23 protein-coding genes are annotated in these 21,926 nt (G+C 71.0%); 14 read left to right on the plus strand and 9 right to left on the minus strand.

All coding sequences use genetic code 11. From position 1 onward, the window contains the following. A partial coding sequence (locus tag BHU15_RS27415) for an amino acid permease (RefSeq protein ID WP_069629628.1) occupies positions 1 to 1,047 on the plus strand: 1,047 nt, incomplete at its 5' end. A gap of 96 nt (positions 1,048 to 1,143) precedes the next feature. Here the strand turns inward: BHU15_RS27415 and BHU15_RS27420 are convergent. The 4 genes from BHU15_RS27420 to BHU15_RS27430 are packed head-to-tail and all read right to left on the minus strand — an operon-like array spanning position 1,144 to position 4,047. Next, positions 1,144 to 1,716 carry a hypothetical protein gene (locus tag BHU15_RS27420; RefSeq protein WP_069629629.1) on the minus strand — a complete coding sequence of 191 codons (573 nt, stop codon included), beginning with the start codon at positions 1,714 to 1,716 and terminating at the stop codon, positions 1,144 to 1,146. Between the two features lie 12 nt (positions 1,717 to 1,728). After that, positions 1,729 to 1,947 carry a hypothetical protein gene (locus tag BHU15_RS38665; RefSeq protein ID WP_107422942.1) on the minus strand — a complete coding sequence of 73 codons (219 nt, stop codon included), beginning with the start codon at positions 1,945 to 1,947 and terminating at the stop codon, positions 1,729 to 1,731. Positions 1,948 to 1,987: 40 nt separating this feature from the next. After that, a complete protein-coding gene (locus tag BHU15_RS27425; RefSeq protein ID WP_069629630.1) occupies positions 1,988 to 2,626 on the minus strand; it encodes a histidine phosphatase family protein in 639 nt (212 codons plus the stop codon). Next, on the minus strand, positions 2,623 to 4,047 hold the full coding sequence (locus tag BHU15_RS27430; protein WP_438284988.1) for an FGGY-family carbohydrate kinase: 1,425 nt from the start codon (positions 4,045 to 4,047) through the stop codon (positions 2,623 to 2,625). Before BHU15_RS27430 ends, BHU15_RS27425 begins: the two co-directional genes overlap by 4 nt. Positions 4,048 to 4,191: 144 nt before the next feature. Between BHU15_RS27430 and BHU15_RS27435 the strand changes: the two genes are divergently transcribed. The 8 genes from BHU15_RS27435 to BHU15_RS27470 are packed head-to-tail and all read left to right on the plus strand — an operon-like array spanning position 4,192 to position 12,966. Next, positions 4,192 to 5,622, plus strand: coding sequence for an ABC transporter substrate-binding protein (locus tag BHU15_RS27435; RefSeq protein WP_069629632.1), 1,431 nt, complete (start codon positions 4,192 to 4,194; stop codon positions 5,620 to 5,622). 6 nt (positions 5,623 to 5,628) lie between these two features. Then, the gene (locus tag BHU15_RS27440) at positions 5,629 to 6,630 is read left to right on the plus strand and encodes a carbohydrate ABC transporter permease (RefSeq protein WP_255293232.1); all 1,002 of its coding nucleotides are present in this window, start codon (positions 5,629 to 5,631) and stop codon (positions 6,628 to 6,630) included. Continuing rightward, positions 6,627 to 7,496, plus strand: coding sequence for a carbohydrate ABC transporter permease (locus tag BHU15_RS27445; protein ID WP_247748741.1), 870 nt, complete (start codon positions 6,627 to 6,629; stop codon positions 7,494 to 7,496). Before BHU15_RS27440 ends, BHU15_RS27445 begins: the two co-directional genes overlap by 4 nt. Continuing rightward, positions 7,493 to 8,608: an ABC transporter ATP-binding protein gene (locus tag BHU15_RS27450; RefSeq protein ID WP_069629633.1), complete on the plus strand. Its 1,116-nt coding sequence runs from the start codon at positions 7,493 to 7,495 to the stop codon at positions 8,606 to 8,608. Before BHU15_RS27445 ends, BHU15_RS27450 begins: the two co-directional genes overlap by 4 nt. Continuing rightward, positions 8,605 to 9,411: a DeoR/GlpR family DNA-binding transcription regulator gene (locus BHU15_RS27455; protein ID WP_069629634.1), complete on the plus strand. Its 807-nt coding sequence runs from the start codon at positions 8,605 to 8,607 to the stop codon at positions 9,409 to 9,411. The genes BHU15_RS27450 and BHU15_RS27455 overlap by 4 nt, the downstream gene beginning before the upstream one ends. Continuing rightward, positions 9,389 to 10,519 (plus strand): ABC transporter ATP-binding protein, encoded by a 1,131-nt coding sequence (locus tag BHU15_RS27460; RefSeq protein ID WP_069629635.1) that lies wholly within the window; start codon positions 9,389 to 9,391, stop codon positions 10,517 to 10,519. The genes BHU15_RS27455 and BHU15_RS27460 overlap by 23 nt, the downstream gene beginning before the upstream one ends. Continuing rightward, a complete protein-coding gene (locus BHU15_RS27465) occupies positions 10,516 to 11,526 on the plus strand; it encodes a 2-hydroxyacid dehydrogenase (RefSeq protein WP_069629636.1) in 1,011 nt (336 codons plus the stop codon). Before BHU15_RS27460 ends, BHU15_RS27465 begins: the two co-directional genes overlap by 4 nt. Before the next feature lie 30 nt (positions 11,527 to 11,556). Beyond that, positions 11,557 to 12,966, plus strand: a complete 1,410-nt coding sequence (locus BHU15_RS27470) for an FGGY-family carbohydrate kinase (protein ID WP_069629637.1) — start codon at positions 11,557 to 11,559, stop codon at positions 12,964 to 12,966. A gap of 24 nt (positions 12,967 to 12,990) precedes the next feature. On the opposite strand, the gene vanX is transcribed toward BHU15_RS27470, so the two are convergent. Genes vanX through BHU15_RS27490 form a run of 4 tightly spaced genes read right to left on the minus strand, consistent with a single transcriptional unit; the run spans position 12,991 to position 16,817 of the window. Beyond that, complete coding sequence (gene vanX / locus BHU15_RS27475; protein ID WP_069629638.1) at positions 12,991 to 13,599, minus strand: D-Ala-D-Ala dipeptidase VanX; 609 nt, start codon at positions 13,597 to 13,599, stop codon at positions 12,991 to 12,993. Beyond that, positions 13,596 to 14,639 carry a D-alanine--(R)-lactate ligase gene (gene vanA, locus BHU15_RS27480; RefSeq protein WP_069629639.1) on the minus strand — a complete coding sequence of 348 codons (1,044 nt, stop codon included), beginning with the start codon at positions 14,637 to 14,639 and terminating at the stop codon, positions 13,596 to 13,598. Before vanA ends, vanX begins: the two co-directional genes overlap by 4 nt. Then, positions 14,632 to 15,642: a D-isomer specific 2-hydroxyacid dehydrogenase family protein gene (locus tag BHU15_RS27485; protein WP_069629640.1), complete on the minus strand. Its 1,011-nt coding sequence runs from the start codon at positions 15,640 to 15,642 to the stop codon at positions 14,632 to 14,634. The genes vanA and BHU15_RS27485 overlap by 8 nt, the downstream gene beginning before the upstream one ends. Next, positions 15,639 to 16,817, minus strand: a complete 1,179-nt coding sequence (locus BHU15_RS27490) for a lipid II:glycine glycyltransferase FemX (protein ID WP_069629641.1) — start codon at positions 16,815 to 16,817, stop codon at positions 15,639 to 15,641. The genes BHU15_RS27485 and BHU15_RS27490 overlap by 4 nt, the downstream gene beginning before the upstream one ends. 87 nt (positions 16,818 to 16,904) lie before the next feature. Between BHU15_RS27490 and BHU15_RS27495 the strand changes: the two genes are divergently transcribed. The 4 genes from BHU15_RS27495 to BHU15_RS27510 all read left to right on the plus strand — a co-directional run bounded on the left by BHU15_RS27495 (position 16,905) and on the right by BHU15_RS27510 (position 20,672). Continuing rightward, positions 16,905 to 17,600, plus strand: a complete 696-nt coding sequence (locus BHU15_RS27495; protein ID WP_069629642.1) for a response regulator transcription factor — start codon at positions 16,905 to 16,907, stop codon at positions 17,598 to 17,600. Beyond that, a complete protein-coding gene (locus BHU15_RS27500; RefSeq protein ID WP_069629643.1) occupies positions 17,593 to 18,681 on the plus strand; it encodes a sensor histidine kinase in 1,089 nt (362 codons plus the stop codon). The genes BHU15_RS27495 and BHU15_RS27500 overlap by 8 nt, the downstream gene beginning before the upstream one ends. 151 nt (positions 18,682 to 18,832) lie before the next feature. Continuing rightward, positions 18,833 to 19,942: a glycerophosphodiester phosphodiesterase family protein gene (locus BHU15_RS27505; RefSeq protein WP_069629644.1), complete on the plus strand. Its 1,110-nt coding sequence runs from the start codon at positions 18,833 to 18,835 to the stop codon at positions 19,940 to 19,942. An 85-nt stretch (positions 19,943 to 20,027) separates the two neighbouring features. Next, the gene (locus tag BHU15_RS27510; RefSeq protein WP_069629645.1) at positions 20,028 to 20,672 is read left to right on the plus strand and encodes a superoxide dismutase; all 645 of its coding nucleotides are present in this window, start codon (positions 20,028 to 20,030) and stop codon (positions 20,670 to 20,672) included. Positions 20,673 to 20,790: 118 nt separating this feature from the next. Here BHU15_RS27510 and BHU15_RS27515 read toward each other — a convergent pair whose 3' ends face one another. Next, the gene (locus tag BHU15_RS27515) at positions 20,791 to 21,459 is read right to left on the minus strand and encodes an MFS transporter (RefSeq protein WP_069629646.1); all 669 of its coding nucleotides are present in this window, start codon (positions 21,457 to 21,459) and stop codon (positions 20,791 to 20,793) included. On the opposite strand from BHU15_RS27515, the gene BHU15_RS27520 reads away from it, so the two are divergent. After that, positions 21,460 to 21,926 (plus strand): TetR/AcrR family transcriptional regulator (locus BHU15_RS27520; protein WP_171908456.1); only part of this gene is annotated, 467 nt, incomplete at its 3' end.

Below are 21,926 nucleotides of genomic sequence, written 5' to 3' on the forward strand. Positions count from 1 at the left end.
GTCAGATTGCCGAGGCCGGGCACGCCGGAGTGGGCGTGGGTGGCGCTGTTCATGCTGGTCTTCCTGGGGACGAATCTCGCGGCCGTGAAGAACTTCGGCGAGTTCGAGTTCTGGTTCGCCTCGCTCAAGGTCGGTGCGATCGCGCTGTTCCTGGTGCTCGGCGTGCTCGCGGTCCTGGGCGTCCTGCCCGACACCGACGCGCCCGGCCTCGGCAATCTGACCGGCGCCGGCGGTTTCCTGCCGAACGGCTCCGAGGGCCTGGTGATCGGACTGCTGGCCTCCGTGTTCGCGTACGGCGGTCTGGAGACGGTCACGATCGCGGCGGCCGAGTCGCAGGATCCGGTGCGGGGCGTCGCGAAGGCGGTGCGGACGGCGATGTGGCGTATCGCGCTGTTCTACATCGGCTCGATGGCGGTCATCGTCACGCTGGTGCCGTGGAACGACGCGCGGATCGTCGAGAAGGGCTCGGGCCCGTACGTCGCCATGCTCGACCAGCTCGACATCCCCGGCGCGGGCCAGATCATGAACGTGGTGGTGCTGGTGGCGCTGCTGTCGGCGATGAACGCCAACATCTACGGCGCCTCCCGCATGGCCCGCTCACTGGTGGTACGCGGCCAGGGCCCGAGGATCCTGGGCCGGGTGACGTCCGGCGTCCCGCGCCACGCGGTGCTCGCCTCGTCGGTCTTCGGCTTCGTGTGCGTGCTGCTCAGCTACTGGCGCCCGGACGACATCTTCGCGTGGCTGCTGAACATGACGGGCGCGGTGATCCTGGTGGTCTGGGCCTTCATCGCGGTCTCCCAACTCCTGCTGCGCCGCCGCACGGAGCGCGAGTCGCCGGAGAAGCTGGTGGTGCGGATGTGGCTGTACCCCGGGCTGACGTGGGTGGCGCTGGCGGGCATGGCGACGGTCTTCATCCTGATGCTCCGTCAGCCGGCCACGCGTGACCAGCTGTTGGCGACGGGGCTGCTGACGCTGGGGCTCGCGGCGATCGGCGCCGTACGGCAGCGGCGGGCGTCGGGGCTGACGTCCGCCGTTCGTGACGCCTGACGTCGGGCGGGTCGTCCCCTGCCGGAGCCTGATCAACCGGCGGGGCGTACGAGGTCACGTCCACGCCCGACAGGAACGTGAGGTCCCGCCTTCACCTCAGGCGGTGGGCAGGCCCAGAGCGCGCAGTGTGCCAGGCGCGACGTCGAGGCCTTCGAGTTCGTGAGCGAGGCGCAACACCTGGTCGGCGACGGCGAGTTCGCGGGGTGTCTCGGGGACGGTGTCGCCGATGCTTCGAAGGAACTCCGCGATCTCGCGTCCGGAGTAGAACACCGTTCCCTCCGAATCGGATTCCGGATCCGGGAATCCGATGGATCCGTGGTGTCCACGGGAGAGTTCCACCAGGGACTCGTGACTGCGGCCGTACCGCTGCGCGGCCTCGGCGAGGGTCACCGTGTCGTCATGGCGGACGCCAACTGCGCGCAGGCCGGGGATGAGCCGGATGTCGCGCGCCACCTGGGCGACCGCGTCCAAGAGCGTGGGTGCCTCGACATCGCACGACAGCTCGCTCAATGCGGCGGGGTCCGGGTGGTGCGCGTATTGGCCGGGGTCTTCAGGGCCGAGGGTGTACGACACAGATCCGTCGGCGAAGGCATCGCAGTGGTCGAATGCGTCGGCCTGCTCAGGCGTGAGCGGCTGGTTGAGGCGGAGAACGAAACTCCAGTCGGACACGGCACGCTCCTTTCAGTGCTGATGTTCGCTGACGAAGCGGTCGATGCGCTTCGCCTCATTGCCAGGGTTCTTGGGAGTGCCGGACACGATGTGGCGCACCCCGCAAGAACAGCACACCACCCATCCCCAGCGATGGCCGTTCTTATCGGGCACCACCCTGCATCCGGCCCTCTTCGCGCGGTCGAGGGCCGCCGCGACGTCCCCATCTTGATGTCGCCCCTTGGAGATCATCTGCGAATCCTACCCAACGCGATCACCTAATCACCCAGAGCTACCTCTCGCACGGCACGTTCAGCGACAGCAGCGCCGCGCCCCCGTCCTCGCCGTCCCCCGGCAGTCGGATCTCGCTCACCGCCGCGTTTCGCAGGGCCGGGAACACCCGGCGGTAGTCGCTCAGGGGGATCGACAGCAGGTCGCAGAGGGCCAGTCGCAGCAGGGTGTTGTGGGCCACCACCAGGACTCGGCCGCCCTCGTGGGAGGAGGCGATGTGGTGGAGGGCCGTTGTGGCTCGGGTGGTTGCCGTGCGGGGGTCCTCCGCGTCGGGGAAGGGGTTGAGAACCGGGTCGGCGCGGAAGGCCGCCGCAGCCGTCGGGTCCACCGACTCGAACTCGGCCAGGGTGCGGCCCTCCATCACCCCGAAGTCGCATTCGCGCAGGTCGTGTTCGCGGTTCGGTACGAGGTCCAGGGCGCGGCAGGCGGGCTCCGCCGTGGCGATCGCGCGGGGGACCGTGGATGTCCAGACGGCGTCGATCGGCGTGCCCGCCGCCGCCTGGCGGCCCGCCCACCAGCCGAGCCGGACCGCCTGGGCGCGACCCTCGTCGGTGAGGCCGATGTCGCTCACGCCCGCGTAGCGGTTCTCGGCGTGCCAGAGCGTCTGGCCGTGGCGGGCCAGCAGCAGGGTTGTACTCACGAAACCTCCAGGGCGCGGGCGCGGGCGTGGGTGGCGACGGGCGCCGGGAGCCAGTCGCGCCGTTCCAGTTCGTCGACCATCCTCAGGTACGGCGCGAGGAAGCGCGCGGTGCGGGCCGGGTCGGGGCGCAGGACGTGGCCGAGGCCGATCATGCGCCCGGCGGCCTCCGCGAGGGTGGGCGCGGCGCCCGCGCCGTACGCGGCGAGGACCGCCATCCCGAGGGCGGGTTCGCTGTGGCGGGGGATGCGCACGGTACGGCCGAGGATGTCGGTGCGCAGCTGGTTCCAGTACGCGCTGCGCGAGCCCCCGCCGGTGAAGGTGAGCGGGCCGTCCTGCGGGGCGCCGAGGTGGTCCAGGTAGTCCAGGCAGAGCCGCTCGGTGTGGCCGACGCCCTGGAGGAGCGCCGCCCAGTGGTCGGCGTCGGACCCGGGTTCGCCGAGGAGGAGCGCGGTGGCGTCGGGGGCGAGGAAGGGGAACCGTTCGCCGCGTGAGACCAGGGGGTAGGCGAGCGCCGTGGCCGGCTCGTACGCGTGGGCCAGGGCGTCGAGGCCCGCCGGGTCCGCGTCGGGGAACGCGTTGGCCAGCGCCCCCGCGCCGACGCCGGAGGCGCCACCGGGCAGCCAACTGCCGTCCGGGGCACGGTGGTTGTAGACCACTCCCGTGCTGTCGTGGACCGGTTCGGCGGTGACGCCCTTCAGGACGAGCGTGGTGCCGAGGACCGAGTTCCAGGAGCCGACGCTCAGCGAGCCGGAGGCGATCTGGGCCGCGCAGCCGTCCGTCATCCCGGCGATGACGGGCGTGCCGGCGGGGATGCCGGTCGCCGCCGCGCCCGCCGCGCCGACCTCACCGAGCCGGGTGCCGGGGCGTACGACCTCCGGGAAGAGGCCGGGTTCCAATCCCAGTTCGCCCAGCCTCTCGTGCGGCCAGGCGTCGGCCGTCAGGTCGTAACCCGTCTTCAGGGCGTGGCTGGAGTCCGTGGCCGTACGGCGGCCGACCAGGCGGGAGACGATGAAGTCGGGCTGGTGGGTGAGGTGTACGCCCACCGCCGGGGGCCGGCGCTTCAGCAGCCACATCGCCTTCGGCAGCGCCCATGTGGGCTGCACCCGCGCCGTCGCCGCCTCCGCCGTGGCCCGCCCGTCGTCGTACATCAGACCCGGCGTCAGCGGGCGGCCCGCGCCGTCGGTGAGCAGGACCGTGCCGGACGTGCCGCACACCGCGAGCGCGCGGACGGGGCGGCCCGGCCCGGCCGCCAGCGCGCCGCCGGTCGCCGTGCGTACCGCCTCCCACCAGTCGTCCGGCGACTGCTCGTGCCGTACCCCGTCGCGGCTGCCGGCCAGTGGGGCCGCGCCGCTGCCGAGCAGGGCCCCGTCGTCCCCGACGAGCACCGCACGGACGCTCTGTGTACCGAGATCGATACCCATCCACATATCGGCTCCCTCTGTGAAGTTCTCACTCTGCACCGAGAGTTTGCGATGCGCGAGGGATTGACGCGCAACTACCGGTGTTCCAAGCTCTGTTAACCACTCGAAGGAACGCGTTATCCGCTCGGACCGTGGAGGTCACGGATGGACATGCACGGGCACCTCGGGCACGACCGGCGGCGGTTTCTCGCCCTCGCGGCGGCGGCGTCGTCCGTCCCGCTGCTGAGCGCCTGCGGGGCCGGCTTCGGTGGCGGCGACAGCAGGAGCGACGGTTCGGCGGCCGACGACGTGACCGGGTCCTTCGACTGGCGGCGGCACAAGGGCACGACCGTCAGGGCGCTGCTCAACAAGCACCCGTACACGGACGCCCTGATCGCCGACCTCAAGGCGTTCACCGCGAAGACCGGCATCAAGGTCGAGTACGACGTGTTCCCCGAGGACAACTACTTCGACAAGCTGACGGTGGATCTCTCCAGCGGCCGGGCGTCGTACGACATCTTCATGCTCGGCGCCTACATGGTGTGGCAGTACGGCCCGCCGGGCTGGCTGGAGGACCTCGGCCCGTGGATGCGCAACGAGTCGGCCACCGGCGCCGAATGGGACCAGGACGACTTCCTGCCGAGCCTCCTCGAAGGCACCCAGTGGTCTCTGAAGGCCGGGACGCCGCTCGGCCAGGGCGGGCAGTACGCGCTGCCGTGGGGCTGGGAGGCCAACGTCGTGGCGTACAACATGGAGGTCTTCGACAAGCTGGGGCTGCGGCCCGCGGAGTCCTTCGACGAGCTGCGTGAACTCGCCGGCACCATCAAGCGCAAGGCGCCCGGCGCCGGTTTCGACGGAATGTACGGGGTCGCGGTGCGCGGCTCGCGGAGCTGGGCGACGATCCACCCCGGCTTCATGACGATGTTCTCCCGCTACAAGCTCAAGGACTTCACGGTCGACGGCGAGAGCCTGAAGCCCGCCATGAACTCGCCCGAGGCCATCACGTTCACCCGTGACTGGGCGGACATGGTCAAGAAGGGCGGGCCGCCGTCGTGGACGTCGTACACCTGGTACCAGTGCTCCAGCGATCTGGGCGCGAAGAAGGCGGGGATGCTCTTCGACGCGGACACCGCCGCGTACTTCCAGGCGGTGAAGGGCGCCTCGCCCGCCGCCGGGAAGATCGCCTTCCATCCGGGGCCGAAGGGTCCCGACGGGTCGCTGGCGACGAACATGTGGATCTGGTCGCTGGGGATGAACGCGAAGAGCGAGAAGAAGAGCGCGGCCTGGCTGTTCCTCCAGTGGGCCACCGGCAAGGAGCATCTGCGCAAGGGCGCGATCGAGTACAACCACATCGATCCGGTGCGCAAGTCGGTGAGCGAGGACCCCGCGTACCGGGACAAGATGAGTGAACTCCCGGGCTTCATCGAGACGTTCGAGGCCGTGCAGGACCAGACACGGATCCAGTTCACCCCGCAGGAGCAGTTCTTCGACGCGACCACGAGCTGGGCGTCGGCGCTCCAGGAGATATACGGGGGCAAGAGCGCCGGGCCGGTGCTGAACGGCCTGGCCGACGATCTGGCGTCGAAGGTCGGGTGACGCCCCATGAACTCGTCGACGGAGGCCGATCACGGGGCGGCCTCGTCCGACGACGCGGCCGTGGCCGGCGCCCCTGAGAAGGCGTCGGCCGCGGTACCGGGCCCGCCCGCGGAGCGCGGGGTGCCGAAGTGGCGGCGGACGCTCCGGCCGTATCTGCTGATCGTGCCCGCCCTGCTGCTGACCGGCGGCATCCTCTACCCCTTCGGACTCGGCCTCTACTACACGGTGTTCGACTTCGCGGCGAGCAAGCCGCAGCCGGACTTCGTCGGCCTGGAGAACTACCGGCGGATCTTCACCGACTCCTCCTTCTGGGACTCGGCGTGGGTGACGGTGCTGTACGCGGTCGGCGCCGCCGCCGTCGAGACGGTTCTCGGCGTCGCGGTCGCCCTGCTGCTGCACCGCTCCACCCTGGTGGGGCGGGTGCTGGAGAAGGTCCTCATCCTGCCGCTGATGATCGCGCCGGTGATCGCCGCGATCATCTGGAAGCTGATGCTCCAGCCGTCGGTCGGGGTGGTGAACCATCTGCTGCGGCCGTTCGGTCTCGGCGGCGTGCAGTGGACGGACACCCCCACCGGCGCGCTGCTGTCGTCGATCGCCGTGGACGTGTGGGTCTACACGCCGTTCGTCGCGATCCTGGCGCTGGCGGGGCTGCGCTCGCTGCCCGCCTCCCCGTTCGAGGCGGCGGCGGTGGACGGGGCGGGCTGGTGGTTCACCTTCCGCAAGCTGACGATGCCGATGCTGTGGCCGTACGTCCTGGTGGCCGTGATCTTCCGGTTCATGGACTCGCTGAAGGTCTTCGACATCATCTACGCCCTGACGGAGGGCGGCCCCGGCGACTCCACGGTGGTGCTCCAGATCCGCGCGTATCTGGAGGCGATCCGCTTCCAGCGCTACTCGTTCGGGCTGAGCTACATGATCGTGCTGTGGGCCGTGGTCTATCTGGCGGCCATGGTGCTGGTGCGCTATCTGGGCCGGATCCAGAACCGGGCTGCGGAGGTGCCGAAGTGACGAAGCGTCAGTCCGGTACGAGGGCCAACGGGGCCGTGCGGCGGCGGGTGTTGGGGATCGCCGCCGACGGCGCGCTGATCCTCTACTTCGTCTTCGCGCTCTTTCCCGTGGTGTGGATGGTGATCCTCTCCCTGAAGCCGGCGAACGAGCTGTTCAGCACCTACTTCTCCTTCACCCCGACGCTGGACTCCTATCGGACGGTGCTCGGCGCGGGCCAGGACGAGGGTGTGCCGTTCGTGCGGTTCTTCCTCAACAGCCTGGTGGTGTCGCTGGGGGCGGTCGGGCTCTCCCTGGTGATCGGGCTGCCCGCCGCGTACGCCGCCGCGCGCTGGCGGTTCCGCGGCTCGGAGAATCTGATGTTCACGCTGCTGTCGTTCCGTTTCGCGCCCGAACTGACCGTGATCATCCCGCTGTTCGTGCTCTATCAGCAGCTCGGGCTCTTCGACACGTACGTCGGCATGATCTGGGTGCTGCAACTGGTCACGCTGCCACTGATCGTCTGGATCATGCGTTCGTACTTCGCCGATCTGTCACCGGAGTTGGAGCAGGCGGCGCTGCTCGACGGGTACACCCGCAAGCAGGCGTTCTTCCGGGTCGCGCTGCCGCTGGTGAAGCCGGGCATCGCCGCCGTGTCGCTGCTGGCGTTCATCTTCGCGTGGAACAACTTCGTCTTCCCGCTGATCCTCACGTCGTCCGAGGCACAGACGGTGACCGTGGGCGCGCTGTCGTTCCTCGGCGGCGACCGGCCCAAGTACAACCTGACGGCCGCCGCCGCGCTCGTGTCGGTGATTCCGCCGCTGATCCTGGCGCTGACGATCCAGCGGTATCTGGTGCGCGGGCTGTCGTTCGGGGCGGTGAAGTCATGACGGGGACCACCGGGTCCGCCTCGATCGCGCTGCGCGGCGTCCACAAGTCGTACGGGCGCGACACCGCGCTCGACGGCCTCGAACTCACCGTCGCCGAGGGCGAGTTCTTCTGTCTGCTCGGTCCCTCCGGCGCGGGCAAGACGACCACGCTCAAGACCGTCGCCGGTCTGGCGGAGCCCGACTCCGGGGCCGTCGAGCTGGACGGCCGGGACATGACGGGCGTCGAGCCGTACGACCGGGGCGTGGCCATGTGCTTCGAGTCGTACGCGCTCTATCCGCACCGCTCCGCCTACGACAACCTCGCCTCGCCGCTGCGCTCGCCGAAGTACCGGCTGCCGGCCGCCGAGGCCCGCGTCAAGGTTCATGAGACCGCCGAACTGCTCGGTATCGAGGGGCTGTTGGAGCGTCCGGTGGGCGCGCTGTCGAACGGGCAGCGGCAGCGGGTGGCGCTCGGCCGGGTGCTCGTACGGCCCGCCCGCGCCTTCCTGCTGGACGAACCGCTCTCCCATCTCGACGCCAAACTCCGCCAGGCGATGCGCGCCGAGCTGAAGGCGATCGGCGACGTACGGCGCACCACCACGCTGTACGTGACGCACGACTCGGTGGAGGCGCTGGCGCTCGGCGACCGGATCGGGGTGATCAGTGACGGGCGGATCGTCCAGACCGGGACGCGGGAGGACATCTGGCACCGCCCGTACGACACGTTCGTCGCCCGCGCCTTCGGGCGTCCGCTGGTCAACCTGCTGCCGGGGACGGTCACCGCCGACGGCCACTTCGCGTCCGCGGAGGGCGGTTTCGAGCTGCCGGTGGACGTGCCGGCGGCGCCGGGCACGGCGGTGCAGCTGGGCGTACGGCCGAGGGACATCGCCCTGGGCGGGGAGGGCGGCGCGCTGGAGCTGGCCGGCACCGTCTATGTCACCGAGGTTCTGGGCCGGGCCGTCGAGGTCACCGTCCGGCTGGCGGGCGGGCGGCAGCTGTCGCTGGTCGCGCCGCGCGCCGCCGCGGCGGGTCTGCGCGTGGACGACCCCGTGCGGCTCTCCGTGCGACTTGAGAACCTGCTCCTGTTCGAGGCCGACCGGCCGGAGCGTCCAGGACGAAGGATCACCCCATGAGCACCCAGCAGCAGCGCGGCCCCGCCCCGCGTCAGGCGGCGATAGCCGAGTACGTCCTCGCCCGGGGCGAGGGCACCGCCGCCGAGCTGGCGACCCGCTTCGACGTCAGCCTGATGACCATCCACCGGGATCTGGACGAGCTCGAACGGCAGGGCATCGTAAGGAAGTTCAGGGGCGGGGTGACCGCGCAGCCGTCCGGTGTGTTCGAGTCGAACGTCGCCTTCCGGCTCAAGGCGATGCACGAGGAGAAGGCGGCCGTCGCCCGGCACGCGCTGACCCTGATCGAGCCCGGTATGGCGGTGATGCTGGACGACTCGACCTCCACGCTGGAGATCGCGCGCCGGCTCGGCTCCATCACCCCGCTGACCGTCGTCACCAACTTCCTCCAGGCGATCAATCTGCTGTCCGCCGAGCGCGGTATCCATCTGATGGCGCTCGGCGGCGACTACGACCCCCTGCACTCCTCCTTCCTCGGGGTGAGCTGCGTCGAGGCCGTGCAGTCCCTCCAGGTGGACGTCTGTTTCACCTCCACGTCCGCCGTCTCCGGGGGCTTCGCCTACCACCAGGAGCAGCACATCGTCTCCGTGAAGCGGGCGATGCTCGGCTCGGCGGCCAAGAACGTCCTGCTGCTGGACCACTCCAAGCTCGGCCGGGTCGCCCTGCACCGGCTGGCCCCGCTCTCCGCGTTCGATCTGGTGCTCGTCGACGCCGGCGCCTCCCCCGAGGCGCTGCGCGACCTGGACGAACACAAGGTCCCCTACCACGTCTGTGAGGTGGGCGGTGACGGAACTCGCCCTGCGTGAGCTGCGCAAGACCTATGTGGCGCGCGGCCGTCCCGCCGTCGACGCGGTACGCGGCATCGACATCGAGCTGCGCTCGGGCGAACTGCTCGGTCTGCTGGGCCCGTCCGGCTGCGGCAAGTCCACCACGCTGCGGATGATCGCCGGTCTGGAGTCCGTCACGGGCGGCGACATCCTGGTCGGCGGGGACTCCGTCGTCTCGCTGCCCGCGCGCGAGCGCAACATGGGGGTGGCCTTCGAGAACTACGCGCTCTACCCGCCGCTGACCGTCGCGGAGAATCTCGGCTTCGGCCTGGCGGCGCGCGGTCTGTACGACGCGGGCGAACGGGCCCGGCGGGTCGGCGACATGGCGGAGCGGATCGGTCTCGGGTCGCTGCTGGGCGCCCGGCCCGCCGGTCTGTCCAGCGGCCAGAAGCAGCGCGTCGCGCTGGCGAGGGCCCTGATCCGGGAGCCGGACGTACTGCTGCTGGATGAGCCGCTGTCGCATCTGGACGCCGCGCAGCGCGACACGACCCGCCGTGAACTCAAGCGCATCCAGCGGGACTTGGGCCATACGACGATCCTCGTCACCCACGACCAGGAGGAGGCGCTGTCGCTCGCCGACCGGATAGCGGTGATGAGGGACGGGGTGATCCAGCAGCTGGGCACTCCGTACGAGATCTACGACGCCCCGGCGAATGTGTTCGTCGCCGACTTCGTGGGGGAACCGGCGATCAATCTGCTGCCGGGCGTCGTGGAGGCCGGCGGGTGGGTGCGGCTCGGGCCCGCGGTGCGGTTCCCGTGCCCGGCCGGTCCGCCCGCCGGCCGCGCGGTGGTGCTCGGCATCCGTCCGGAGGACCTGCGGCTGACCCGGGAGGGTGAGCCGGGCGCCGGGACGGGAGACACCGGGCCGCACGGGGCGGCGGACAGCTCCGTACGGGCTACGGTCAGCGCCCATGAGCCGCTCCTGGAGTCCGGAATCGCCACGCTCACGCTCGACGGTGTCGACCGGCCACTCGTCGTGGAGACCGGCCCGGAGATCCGGCTGGACCGGGACGACACCGTGCGCGTCACCGCCGACCCGCAGCACACGCACGTGTTCGACGCCGAGACAGGAGATGCCCTGACGTGAAGATCCTCGCCGCCGGTGACCATTTCGTTCTCAACTCCCTGATCACCGAGGCCCTGCGGCGCGGCGTCGCCGCCCCGGCCGAGATCACCGAACTCACCCTTCCCTGGCCGCTCACCCCCTTCGGCAAGGTGGCGGAGGTGGACGAGGCCAACGACTGCGAGGACGCGCTGATCGAGGCGCTGGACGGGGTCGAGGTCTGTGTGACCCAGATGGGGCCCTTCACCGAGCGGGTGCTGGCCGCGTCGCCCGCGCTGCGGATGATCGCCGTGTGCCGGGGCGGCCCGGTCAACGTCAACGTGGAGGCGGCGCGGGCGCGCGGGGTCAAGGTCTGCTTCGCGCCGGGGCGCAACGCGGCGGCGACGGCGGAGTTCACGGTCGGCATGCTGCTGGCGGCGCTGCGGCGGATTCCCGAGGCGCACAACTCCCTTGCCCTGGACGGCGAGTGGGACGCCACGCACTACACGTACTCGCGCTGCGGCCCGGAGCTGGAGGACCTGCCGGTGGGGCTGATCGGTTACGGCGCGGTCGGCAGCCGGGTCGCCCGGGTGCTCACCGCGTTCGGCGCCGAGGTGGAGGTGTACGACCCGTACGTACGCGGCGACGTGCACGGCATGCGGTCCCCCTCGCTCCAGGCGCTGCTCGCCCGGTCGAGCGTCGTCACGCTGCACGCGCGGCTCACCCCGGAGACCCAGGGCCTCATCGGCGCGGCCGAACTCGCTCTGCTGCCACGGGGATCGGCCCTGGTGAACGTGGCGCGCGGCGGGCTGCTCGACACCGAGGCGCTGTGCGACGCGCTCGACAGCGGGCAGCTCGCGACGGCGGCGCTCGACACGTACGAGCAGGAGCCGCCGCCGGCCGGCTCGCGGCTGTTCGGTACCCCGAATCTGGTGCTGACCCCGCATCTGGGCGGGGCGAGCAAGGCCGTGGCGCACAAGGCGGCGCGGATCGCGGCGGCGGAGGTGGCGCGGTACGCCAGGGGCGAGCCGCCGGCGCACTGTCTGACCTGAGCCTGGGACCTGGGACCTGAGGAGAGCGTGATGTACGTCGGTATCGATGTCGGCACGTCGACGGTGAAGGCCGCGGCCTTCGACGCGGGCGGCAACGCGCTGGCCGTCGAGTCCCGCCCGGTGCGTCTGGACATCCACGGCGGCCATGTCGAGCAGGACATGGAGGAGTTGTACGGCGCGGTCGTCGACGCGCTCGACACGCTCACCGCCGCCCTGCCGGAACCGGTGGAGCTGGCCGGGCTGACCGGTCAGGGCGACGGGGTGTGGCTGGTCGACGGCGAGGGGCGGCCGGTGCGGCCCGCGATCTCCTGGATGGACGGCAGGGCCCACGAGTTCGTGGACGCGTGGCTGGCGTCCGGTGTCTTCGACTCGGTGTTCCGGCACAGCGGGAGCGCGATGTTCCCGGGCTGTCCGGGGCCGGTGCTGGCCTGGCTCGACCGGTACGAGCCCGCGGCCCTGGACGCGGCGACGGCGGCGCTGTACTGCAAGGACATGGTCTTCCAGCGGTTGACGGGGGTGCGGGCGACGGACGTCTCGGACGCGTCGATGCCGTTCCTGGACCCGAGGACACGCGCGTACTCCGGTGACGTACTGGTGGAGTTGGGGCTCACGCACCGGGCGCGGCTGCTGGCCCCCATCAGCGATCCGGTCGCGACCGGTGAGCTGCCGTCGGGCGTACGGATCGCGAACGGGCCGTACGACCTGGCGGCCTCCGCGCTGGGCGCGGGGGTCACCGAGACGGGCGACGGGCTGCTCATCATCGGCACCTGCCTGGCCTCGCTGGTCGCGACGGACACGCTCGACCTGGACGGCGAGCCGGGCGGGCTGCACATCTCCACGGACCGGCCGGGGCACTGGCTGCGCGCCATGCCCGCGATGGTCGGGACGGCCGCGCTGGACTGGGTGCTGGCGACGACCGGCACCGGCCACGCGGAGGTGGACGCGCTGCTGGACTCGGTGGAGCCGGGCGCGGGCGGGGTGAAGGTGCTGCCGTACTTCGCGCCGTCGGGCGAGCGCGCGCCGTTCGTGGATCCGGCGCTGCGGGCCCAACTGACCGGTGTCTCACTGGAGTCGACGGCGGCGGATCTGATCCGCGCCACCTGCGAGGGCATCGCGTACGCGGCCCGGCACTGCCTGGAGGCGGCGGGGCTGACGGGGAGCCTCGCGGTGTGCGGGGGCGGCACGCGGAGTCCCGCGTGGATGCGGCTGTTCGCGGATGTGCTGGGCCGCCCGCTGCGCGTCGTGGAGGGCGAGGTGGGCGCGCGCGGCGCGGTCCTCGCGTCGGCCGCGCGCCACGGGGTCGCGCTGGACGTCGCGGCGTGGACGACGCCGACGGCGGTGGTGGACCCGGATCCGGAGCGGGCGGCGTACTACACGAAGGGGTACGAGGACCATCTGGCGCGGCTGGCGGCGGCGCGGGGGCGGCGGGGCGCGCCGTAGGCGGCCCCGGGCCGCACGATTCCGCTAGCCGACGGGGAAGTCGAAGTAAGTGTCCGGGTAGGGCTCGTCCTTCAGTGTGTAGTGCCACCACTCGCAGTCGTACGCGCGGAAACCGCACGCGTCCATGGCGGCGAGAAGATGCCGCCGGTTTCTTGCCTCGACGCCGGTGATGCCCTGGGCTCCGTGGTGGGAGAGGGGATCCATCAGGTCGTGGCCACCGCCCATCGGGGCGAGTTCGCCGGTGGTCAGGTGGTAGAGCGTCAGGTCGACGGTGCTGCCGCGGCTGTGGCCCGACCTGGCGGCCACATAGCCTTTCTCGAACATCTCGGCCCTGTCGATGTTCGGATAGTGCCGTTGCTTCGTCCGGCCGTCCTCCGGCTGCCGTGACCAGCGCAGAAAGCTGTCCACGGCGCGTTGCGGGCGGTAGCCGTCCCAGAGCAGCAGGCCGAAGCCGCGGGACTGGACCTCGTCACGCGCCCGTGCCAGGGCCGCGCACAGGGCCGTCGTGCCGACGACGCGGTTGGCCGGATATCCGTCCACGGGTCTGCCGGTGAAGTTGTCCCAGGTGGCGTACTTGGCGTCCCAGCGTATTCCGGGCACGGACTCGTCCACGAAGACGAAGTCGTCCCTCATCGGCTCTCTCCGGTCAGCGCCGACGCCAGCATCCGGTCGATCACGTCGCTGAGCGGCAGCCCCGCGGCGGCCATCATCCTCGGATAGCGGCTGTACGAGGTCATGCCGGGAAAGGTGTTGACCTCGTTGAGCACCACTTTGCCGTCGCCCATGAGGAACAGGTCCACCCGCGCGAGTCCCGTGCATCCCAGGGCGCGGTAGACCGCCTTGGCCGTCTCCTGGACGAGGGATCGCGACGCGGCCGGGATGTCGGCCGGAACGACCGCCTTCGAGTTGTCGGAACCGCGCTCGGGCTCGGACTCCTGGTGGATTCTGAAGAAACCGTGGGACAGGGCGATGCGATCCACCTCGCCCGCGGTGAGATCCGGGCCGCTCCCCAGGAGGGCGCATCCCACCTCCTCGCCGACGACGGCTTCTTCGATCAGCACCTTCGAGTCGTACCGTCTCGCGATGTCCACCGCGCCCGGCAGGTCCTCCTTTCCGGAGACCTTGCTGACGCCGAAGGACGACCCCGAACGGGCCGGTTTCACGAAGACCGGATAGCTGAGCCGGTCGGCGTCGACGTCCTCGCCCGCCGTGAGGGTGCGGAAGTCCGGCGTCGCGATGCCCGCGCCGCCGGCCACGGCATAGGCGAGGGATTTGTCCATGCAGAGGGCGGAACTGGCGACGCCGCAGCCCACGTAGGGGATGCCGGACAGCTCCAGCAGTCCCTGCGTCGCGCCGTCCTCGCCCTGCGGGCCGTGCAGGACGGGCAGCACGACGTCGAGACGGATCGTTTCGTACTTTCCCTCCTCCAGGACGAGCAGTCCGTGGATGCCGCTGTCCGGCGCCAGGACGGCCGGGCGGCACCCGCCGTCGTTCTCCCAGTCCGGGCCGGGGCCGTCACAGAGCTTCCAGTCACCGGTCCTCGTGATCCCGATGTAGAAGGGCTCGTACTTCTCGGCGTCGAGGTTCTTGGCGACCTCTCGCGCGGATTTGACGGAGATGGGGTGCTCGTCGGAACGGCCCCCGAATATGATGCCGACCTTCGGCCTAGCCATGGCGGTTCTCGCTTTCGAAGTCAAGGCAGTTGATGAGGGAGTTCTGCACGGTGTCGCTCAGGGCGTGGTCCGTGTAATAGGCCGTGTGCGGACTGATCAGCACGTTCGGCAGTTGTCGCAGCCGCAGCAACGTTCTGCTTTCGACGGGTTCGTCTCCGCGGTCGGCGTAGAAGATCTCTTCCTCTCCTTCGAGGACGTCCAGCGCCGCCCCGCCCAGCCTGCCGGTCTCCAGGGCCGATACCAGGGCCTCGGTGTCCAGGAGTGAACCGCGCCCGGTGTTGACGACGAACGCACCGTGTTTCATCCGCCCGATACGCCGGCGATTCAACAGATGACGCGTGTCCGCGTTGAGTGGCGTATGGAGCGTCACGATGTCGCTCAGCCGCAGCAATTCGTCGAGCGGTACGTAATCGGCGGCGGTTCCGGGGTGACGGTCGTGGGCGAGCGGCCGGCAGCCGAACCCGCGCAGTCTGTCGATGACCGCCGCGCCGATACGCCCTGTTCCCACCACTCCGACGGTCAGATCGCGCAGTTCTTTCCCGCGTACGTCGTTCAGCCGGTAGTCGTGCGCGTCCCCGCGGCGGACCATGGATGTGGCGTGGCGGACCGACATGAGCATCAGCATCAGCGTGTAATCCGCGACGCTGTCGGGCGAGTAGGCGACATTCCCCACGCAAATGCCGAGGCTTTCCGCGTAGGTCACATCGATGTGGTCGTAGCCGACGCTGCGCGTGGAGATGTACCGGACACCGGATCGGCCGAGCGCGCGGAGAGTGGCGTTCGTGATCCCGGTCCGGTGACCCACGCTGACGCAGCGGTTCCTGAAGGCCAGTTCGACATTGGCCACGGACACCGGCGCCTCGGTGATGGTCGGCACCACCCCGAAACCGGGGGCCATCTCCCGGAACAGGGCGGCCTCGTCCCGCCCGCAGCCGTAGACGGTGATTCCCAGGCGGCGGGCCCCCGTCCGGGACGGTTCGCCGGCGGGATCGCGCGGACTCATCGCCCGCCTCCCCTGCGGTGCTCGCGCCGCCTCATGTAGTGGTCGAAGGCCCGGTAGACCAGGGGCCGCAGCGGCAGGTCCCACTCGCCGACGCCCCGTACGGCCCGGCCGCCGGTGCCGGCCTTGAACTGGATCAGTCCGACGTGCGGGTCGTCCGCGTCCAGGGTGGGGGTGATGCCGCGCAGGTCGTACACGTCGCAGCCGGCCGCCAGCGAGTCGCGGACCATCGCCCACTGGCAGGCGTTGGAGCCGCGTACCTCGCGCTTCTCGGTGGAGGAGGCGCCGTAGCAGTACCAGGCGTGGCCGCCGACGCGGACCAGGATGGTGGCGGCGACCAGGTCGCCCCGGTGGCGCGCCAGATAGAGCGTGATCCGCCCGGGGTCCTCGGCGCACAGCGCTTCGCGCATGGTCTCGAAGTAGTGCAGCGGCCGGGGGGTGAAGTGGTCGCGCTCGGCGGTGTGGACGTAGAGGTCGTGGAACGCCTTCAGATCCTCCCCGACCGTGACCTCGACGCCTTCCCTGGCGGCCTTTCTGATGTTGCGGCGCCAGAGCTGGTTCATGCCCTTGATCAGGTCGTCCTCGGTCCTGCCCGCCAGCGGGATCTCGTACGTGAACTGCGGGTGCCCGACCCCGAAGCCGTCCCGCGGGCTCTGCGGCAGCCAGCCGGCGTCCCTGAGCGCGCCGGTCACGCGGACGCCGACCGGGTCGGCCGCCCCGCCCGGCAGGTCGGTGAGCCGCCTGACGCCCGGGTCGGCGATGCCCTCCTTGACCTGGGCGGCGCTCCAGGTGTGCGTACGCACCGGCGGGCCCAGCCGGATCGCGAACGCGCCCTGTGCCTTGAGCCGGGCCGCCAGCGGGTCGAGCCACGCGCCGATCTCACCGGTCCAGTCGATGACCGGGCCCTCGGGCAGGTACGCGAGGGTGAAGCGCTCCAGACGCGGCACCCGGCGGTGCAGGACGAGCCCGGCGCCGACCAGCCGCCCGCCGCCGCGCCAGCCCAGGGACTCGGCGCGCCACTCGGTCTTCACGTGGCCCCAGGCCGGGGTCTGGAGGAAGCTGACGGAGCGCTGCGCCCGTACGAACGCCAGGTGCTCGGCGGCGCTGATCGGCTCGACGGTGAGACGGGCGGCCGACGGAGACCGGGCCGCCGTTCCCGCTGGTTCGCTGAAGGACATGGCCCCAGCCAAGGCGGCGCGGTGTTGCCGGGCCGTATGCGGTTTTGGATACGCGGACGATACGCACCCGCTCGTAGCATCGCTCGCATGCGTGTGCTGATCGTCGAGGACGAGCCCTACCTGGCAGAAGCGATCCGCGACGGCCTGCGTCTGGAAGCGATCGCGGCCGACATCGCGGGGGACGGTGACACCGCTCTGGAGCTGCTGGGCAGCAACGCGTACGACATCGCCGTCCTCGACCGGGACATCCCCGGGCCCTCCGGCGACGAGGTCGCCACCCGCATCGTGGCCTCCGGCAGCGGCATGCCGATCCTCATGCTCACGGCCGCCGACCGGCTGGACGACAAGGCGTCCGGGTTCGGGCTCGGCGCCGACGACTATCTGACCAAGCCCTTCGATCTGCGGGAACTCGTCCTCAGGCTCAGAGCGCTCGACCGCAGGCGCGCCCACAGCAGGCCGCCGGTGCGGGAGATCGCGGGTCTGCGGCTGGACCCGTTCCGCAGAGAGGTCTACCGGGACAGCCGCTATGTCGCGCTGACCAGGAAGCAGTTCGCCGTGCTCGAAGTCCTCGTCGGCGCCGAAGGCGGTGTCGTCAGCGCCGAGGATCTCCTGGAACGCGCGTGGGACGAGAACGCCGACCCGTTCACCAACGCCGTACGCATCACCGTGTCGGCGCTGCGCAAGCGTCTCGGCGAACCGTGGATCATCGCCACCGTGCCGGGCGTCGGCTACCGCATCGACGCGGCGCCCGGCGCACCGGGCGAGGGGCGGGACCGTGGATAGGCGGCCCGGGCTGAGCGCGCGCCTCAAACTGACGCTCAGCTACACCGGATTCCTCATGGTCGCGGGCGCGCTGCTGCTCGCCGCCATCGGCGTGTTCCTCCTGCGGGAGGGGTGGTTGCAGACCAACGAGGCGGGGTCGTGGCGTGCGACTCCGGGCACCTCGTTCGTGCGCGGTTTCGCCCCGACGGCGGCCACGGTGATGGCGTTCCTTCTGGTGTTCGGGCTGCTGGGAGGGTGGCTCCTCGCCGGCCGTATGCTCGCTCCCCTGACCCGGATCACCGACGCCACCCGCATGGCCACGAACGGATCGCTCTCCCACCGGATCCGGCTGCCGGGCCGCAGGGACGAGTTCCGTGAACTCGCCGACGGCTTCGACACGATGCTCGCCCGGCTCGAAGCCCACGTCGCCGAACAGCGGCGATTCGCCGCCAACGCCTCGCACGAGCTGCGCACACCGCTCGCGATCTCGAAATCGCTCCTCGATGTGGCCCACCAGGATCCGACCCGGGAGCCCGGCAGACTCGTCGAGCGTCTGCGCGCCGTCAACGCCCGCGCGATCGACCTCACCGAGGCGCTGCTCCTGCTCAGCCGCGCCGAGCAGAGGTCCTTCACCGGAGAGCGTGTCGACCTGTCGCTGCTGGCCGAAGAGGCGACGGAGACGCTCCTGCCCCTCGCCGAGGAGCGGGACATCACCATCGAGACCTCCGGCGACATCACCCCCACCACCGGGTCCCCGGCGCTCCTGCTGCAACTGACCACGAACCTGCTGCACAACGCGATCGTCCACAATCTCCCCCGGCACGGCACCGTGTGGGTCCACACCGGCCTCCACCCCAGGTCCGTGGTGCTCACCGTCGAGAACACCGGCGAGCGGCTCACCCCCGAGCTGACCTCGACCCTCACCGAGCCGTTCCGGCGCGGCACCGAACGCGTCCACACCGACCACGCGGGCACCGGCCTCGGTCTCGCCATCGTCAACACGATCACCCACGCGCACGACGGCGCCCTCACCCTCACCCCACGCCCCGCCGGCGGACTGCGCATCACCGTCGAACTGCCGCGCTCCGACGTCAGGCTCTGAGGGGTCGGGAGCCTGCCCGGCGGGCAGGGTGAACGTGCCGTGTCCGCCCGTCGCACAGCCGGTGAATCCGCCGTGCACCGCGCCAACTCGGCCCGCCCGCCTGCCTATCGTGCTGCCGCTGACCTTCACGAGTCCGACGAGGGAGACCCGTATGTCCGTACAGCCCAGACGCCGTTCGATCCTCCTCGCGGCCGGTGCCGCCACCGCCGTCACCGCCGTGGGCGCCGTCGGCGCGGGGCCCGCCACCGCCGCCGCTCCGCGCCCCGGCCGGCCGCTCGTCATCGGCCACCGGGGCGCCGCCGGCTGGCGGCCCGAGCACACGACCGCGGCCTACACCTACGCCGTGGAGACGGGGGCCGACTGGATCGAGCCCGACCTCGTCCCCACCAAGGACCATGTGCTGGTCGTGCGGCACGAGAACGAGATCTCGGGGACGACGGACGTCGCGAAACACCCGGAGTTCGCCGGCCGGCGGACCACGAAGACGGTCGACGGGCGGGCGGTGACCGGCTGGTTCACCGAGGACTTCACGCTGGCCGAGCTGAAGACGCTGCGGGCGGTCGAGCGGCTGCCGCTGATCCGTAACCGCAACACCGTCTTCGACGGCCGTGAGCCGGTGCTGACCTTCGAGGAGGTCGTGAAGCTGGCCCGCGAGCTGTCCCGGCGCCACCGCCGCCGGATCGCGGTCTTCCCGGAGACCAAGCACCCCACCTACTTCCGCTCCATCGGGCTGCCCCTGGAGCCGGCGCTGGCGCGGATCGTACGGCGCCACCGGCTGGACGCCGACGAGTGCGTGGTCCAGTCGTTCGAGCCGAGCAGCCTCGCCGCGTTCGCCGAGGAGCGGCTGCGGCTGCCGCTCTGGCAGGCGCTGGGGACGACGGGCGCGCCGTACGACCTGGTCGCGGCGGGTGACCCCACCACGTACAAGGACATGATGACGCCGCAGGGGCTGCGGAGGATCGCGCGGTACGCGGACTGGATCGGCCCGGACAAGTCGTCGGTCGTGGAGCCGTTCACCCTGCTGGCGGACGCGCACAAGGCGGGTCTGAAGGTGGGCGCGTACACCTTCCGCGCGGAGAACCAGTACCTGCCCGCGCAGTTCCGGCGCGGCACGAACCCCAACGACTTCGGCGACGCCTTCGCCGAGTACGCGCTGCACTTCGGCCGCGGCGTCGACGCGGTCGTCACCGACTACCCGGACATCGCGGTGCTGGCGCGGGACGCGGCGGACCCGGACAGCTCGGGGGACTCGGCGGACTAGGACTTACGCCTGATCAACACCGGGCCCTCTTGCTGTTAGCGTGCAGTTGCATAGGATGCGCAATAAGCAGCAGGAGGGCTCGGCCATGGCCATCTACACACTCCCTGAACTCCCCTACGACTACGCGGCGCTCGAACCGGTCATCAATCCGCAGATCATCGAGCTGCACCACGACAAGCACCACGCCGCGTACGTGAAGGGTGCGAACGACACCCTGGAGCAGCTGGACGAGGCACGCGACAAGGAGTCCTGGGGCGCGATCAACGGCCTCCAGAAGAACCTCGCGTTCCATCTGTCCGGCCACATCCTCCACTCGATCTACTGGCACAACATGACGGGCGACAACGGCGGCGGCGAGCCGCTGGCGGCCGACGGTGTCGGTGACCTCTCGGACGCGATCACCGAGTCGTTCGGCTCCTTCGGGGGCTTCAAGGCCCAGCTGACGAAGGCCGCGGCGACGACGCAGGGCTCCGGCTGGGGCGTGCTGGCGTACGAGCCGGTCAGCGGCAGGCTGATCGTGGAGCAGGTCTACGACCACCAGGGCAACGTCGGGCAGGGGTCCGTGCCGGTCCTGGTCTTCGACGCCTGGGAGCACGCCTTCTACCTCCAGTACAAGAACCAGAAGGTGGACTTCATCGAGGCGATGTGGCGCGTCGTCAACTGGCAGGACGTGGCGAGGCGTTACGCGGCGGCGAAGGAGCGGGACGACGTCCTGCTGCTCGCGCCCTGACGGGACCCACCGCCCCCACAGGCGTCCTGCTCGTGATCGTCTTCTCAACCTTCACCTGCCGGACGGAATGACGAAGGACCCCCGCGAGGACATGACTCGCGGGGGTCCTTCCATCGCTTCAGTCACCGGGCGCCGCGAGCGGGGCCCGGCGCAGCGCCGGGAACGCCGCCGCCACCGCGAGCGCCGCCACGACACAGACCACTCCCCCGGTCACGACGGCGGCCGACGCGCTCGTCAGCTCCGCGAGGAAGCCGACCGCCGCGTTGCCGAGCGCCGGTGAGACCGTCGCCTGGACCATCCACAGGCTGCTGACCCTGCCCCGCAGACCGTCGGGTGTGCCGTGCTGGAGGAGCGCCGAGCGCAACGTCTCGGACACGAGGTCGCCGAGCCCGGCGAGGGCGAGCAGGACCAGGGCGAGGGGCAGCAGCGCGGTGAGCCCGAAGCCGGTCAGGGAGACACCCCACAGCAGGACGGCTCCGATCAGCGCGTGGCCGCCGGCGCGGGCGGTCCACCCGCTGGTCGCGGCCCCGACGAGGGCGCCGAGCGCCGGGGCGGCGTACAGCAGGCCGACAACGCCGGGGCCGCCGCCGAACTGCTCGTCGGCCAGCACCGGGTAGAGCGCCTGGGGCATGGTGAAGACCATCGCCGCCGCGTCGATGAGCAGCAGTCCGACGATGAGCCGGTGCCCCCGGATGAAGCGCAGTCCGTCGCCGACCGCGGCGAACGCCTGCCGTACGCCCCTGGCCGGGGCGCCCGTGTCCGCCGGCGTGGGCGGCAGGGGCCGCACGTGGGGCGGGCGGCGCTGGACTTCCTCGGGGAGCACGGGGCGGCCGAGCTGACGATGCGGTCGCTGGCGGCCGAACTCGGGGTGTCGCCACGGGCGCTCTACAACTACGTCGAGGACCGGCGCGATCTGGTCACCGTCGCGGCCGAGATCTTCGAGGCGGCGTGGCGGCCCCCGGAGCTGGACCCGGCGCCCAGCCGCTGGCGGGAGTCGCTGCGCGCGTTCTGCCGCGATCTGCGGGCGCATCACCGGGCCCATCCCGGCATGACCACACTGGCGTTGAGCGAGAACATCACGGCCGCCCGGCATCCGGTGATGCTGCGGAACGTGGACGCGCTGATCGGGTTCTTCGCGGGCGCCGGGCTCTCGCCGCAGGACGCCTACCGCGCGTGCATGGAGTCGATCAGGCTGGTCGTGGGCTTCGTGGAGTTCACCGACTCGCTCCACGACCGGCCGCCCGCCCATCTCGA

The sequence above is a fragment of the Streptomyces niveus genome (genome assembly GCF_001723055.1).
Lineage (GTDB): Bacteria > Actinomycetota > Actinomycetes > Streptomycetales > Streptomycetaceae > Streptomyces > Streptomyces niveus.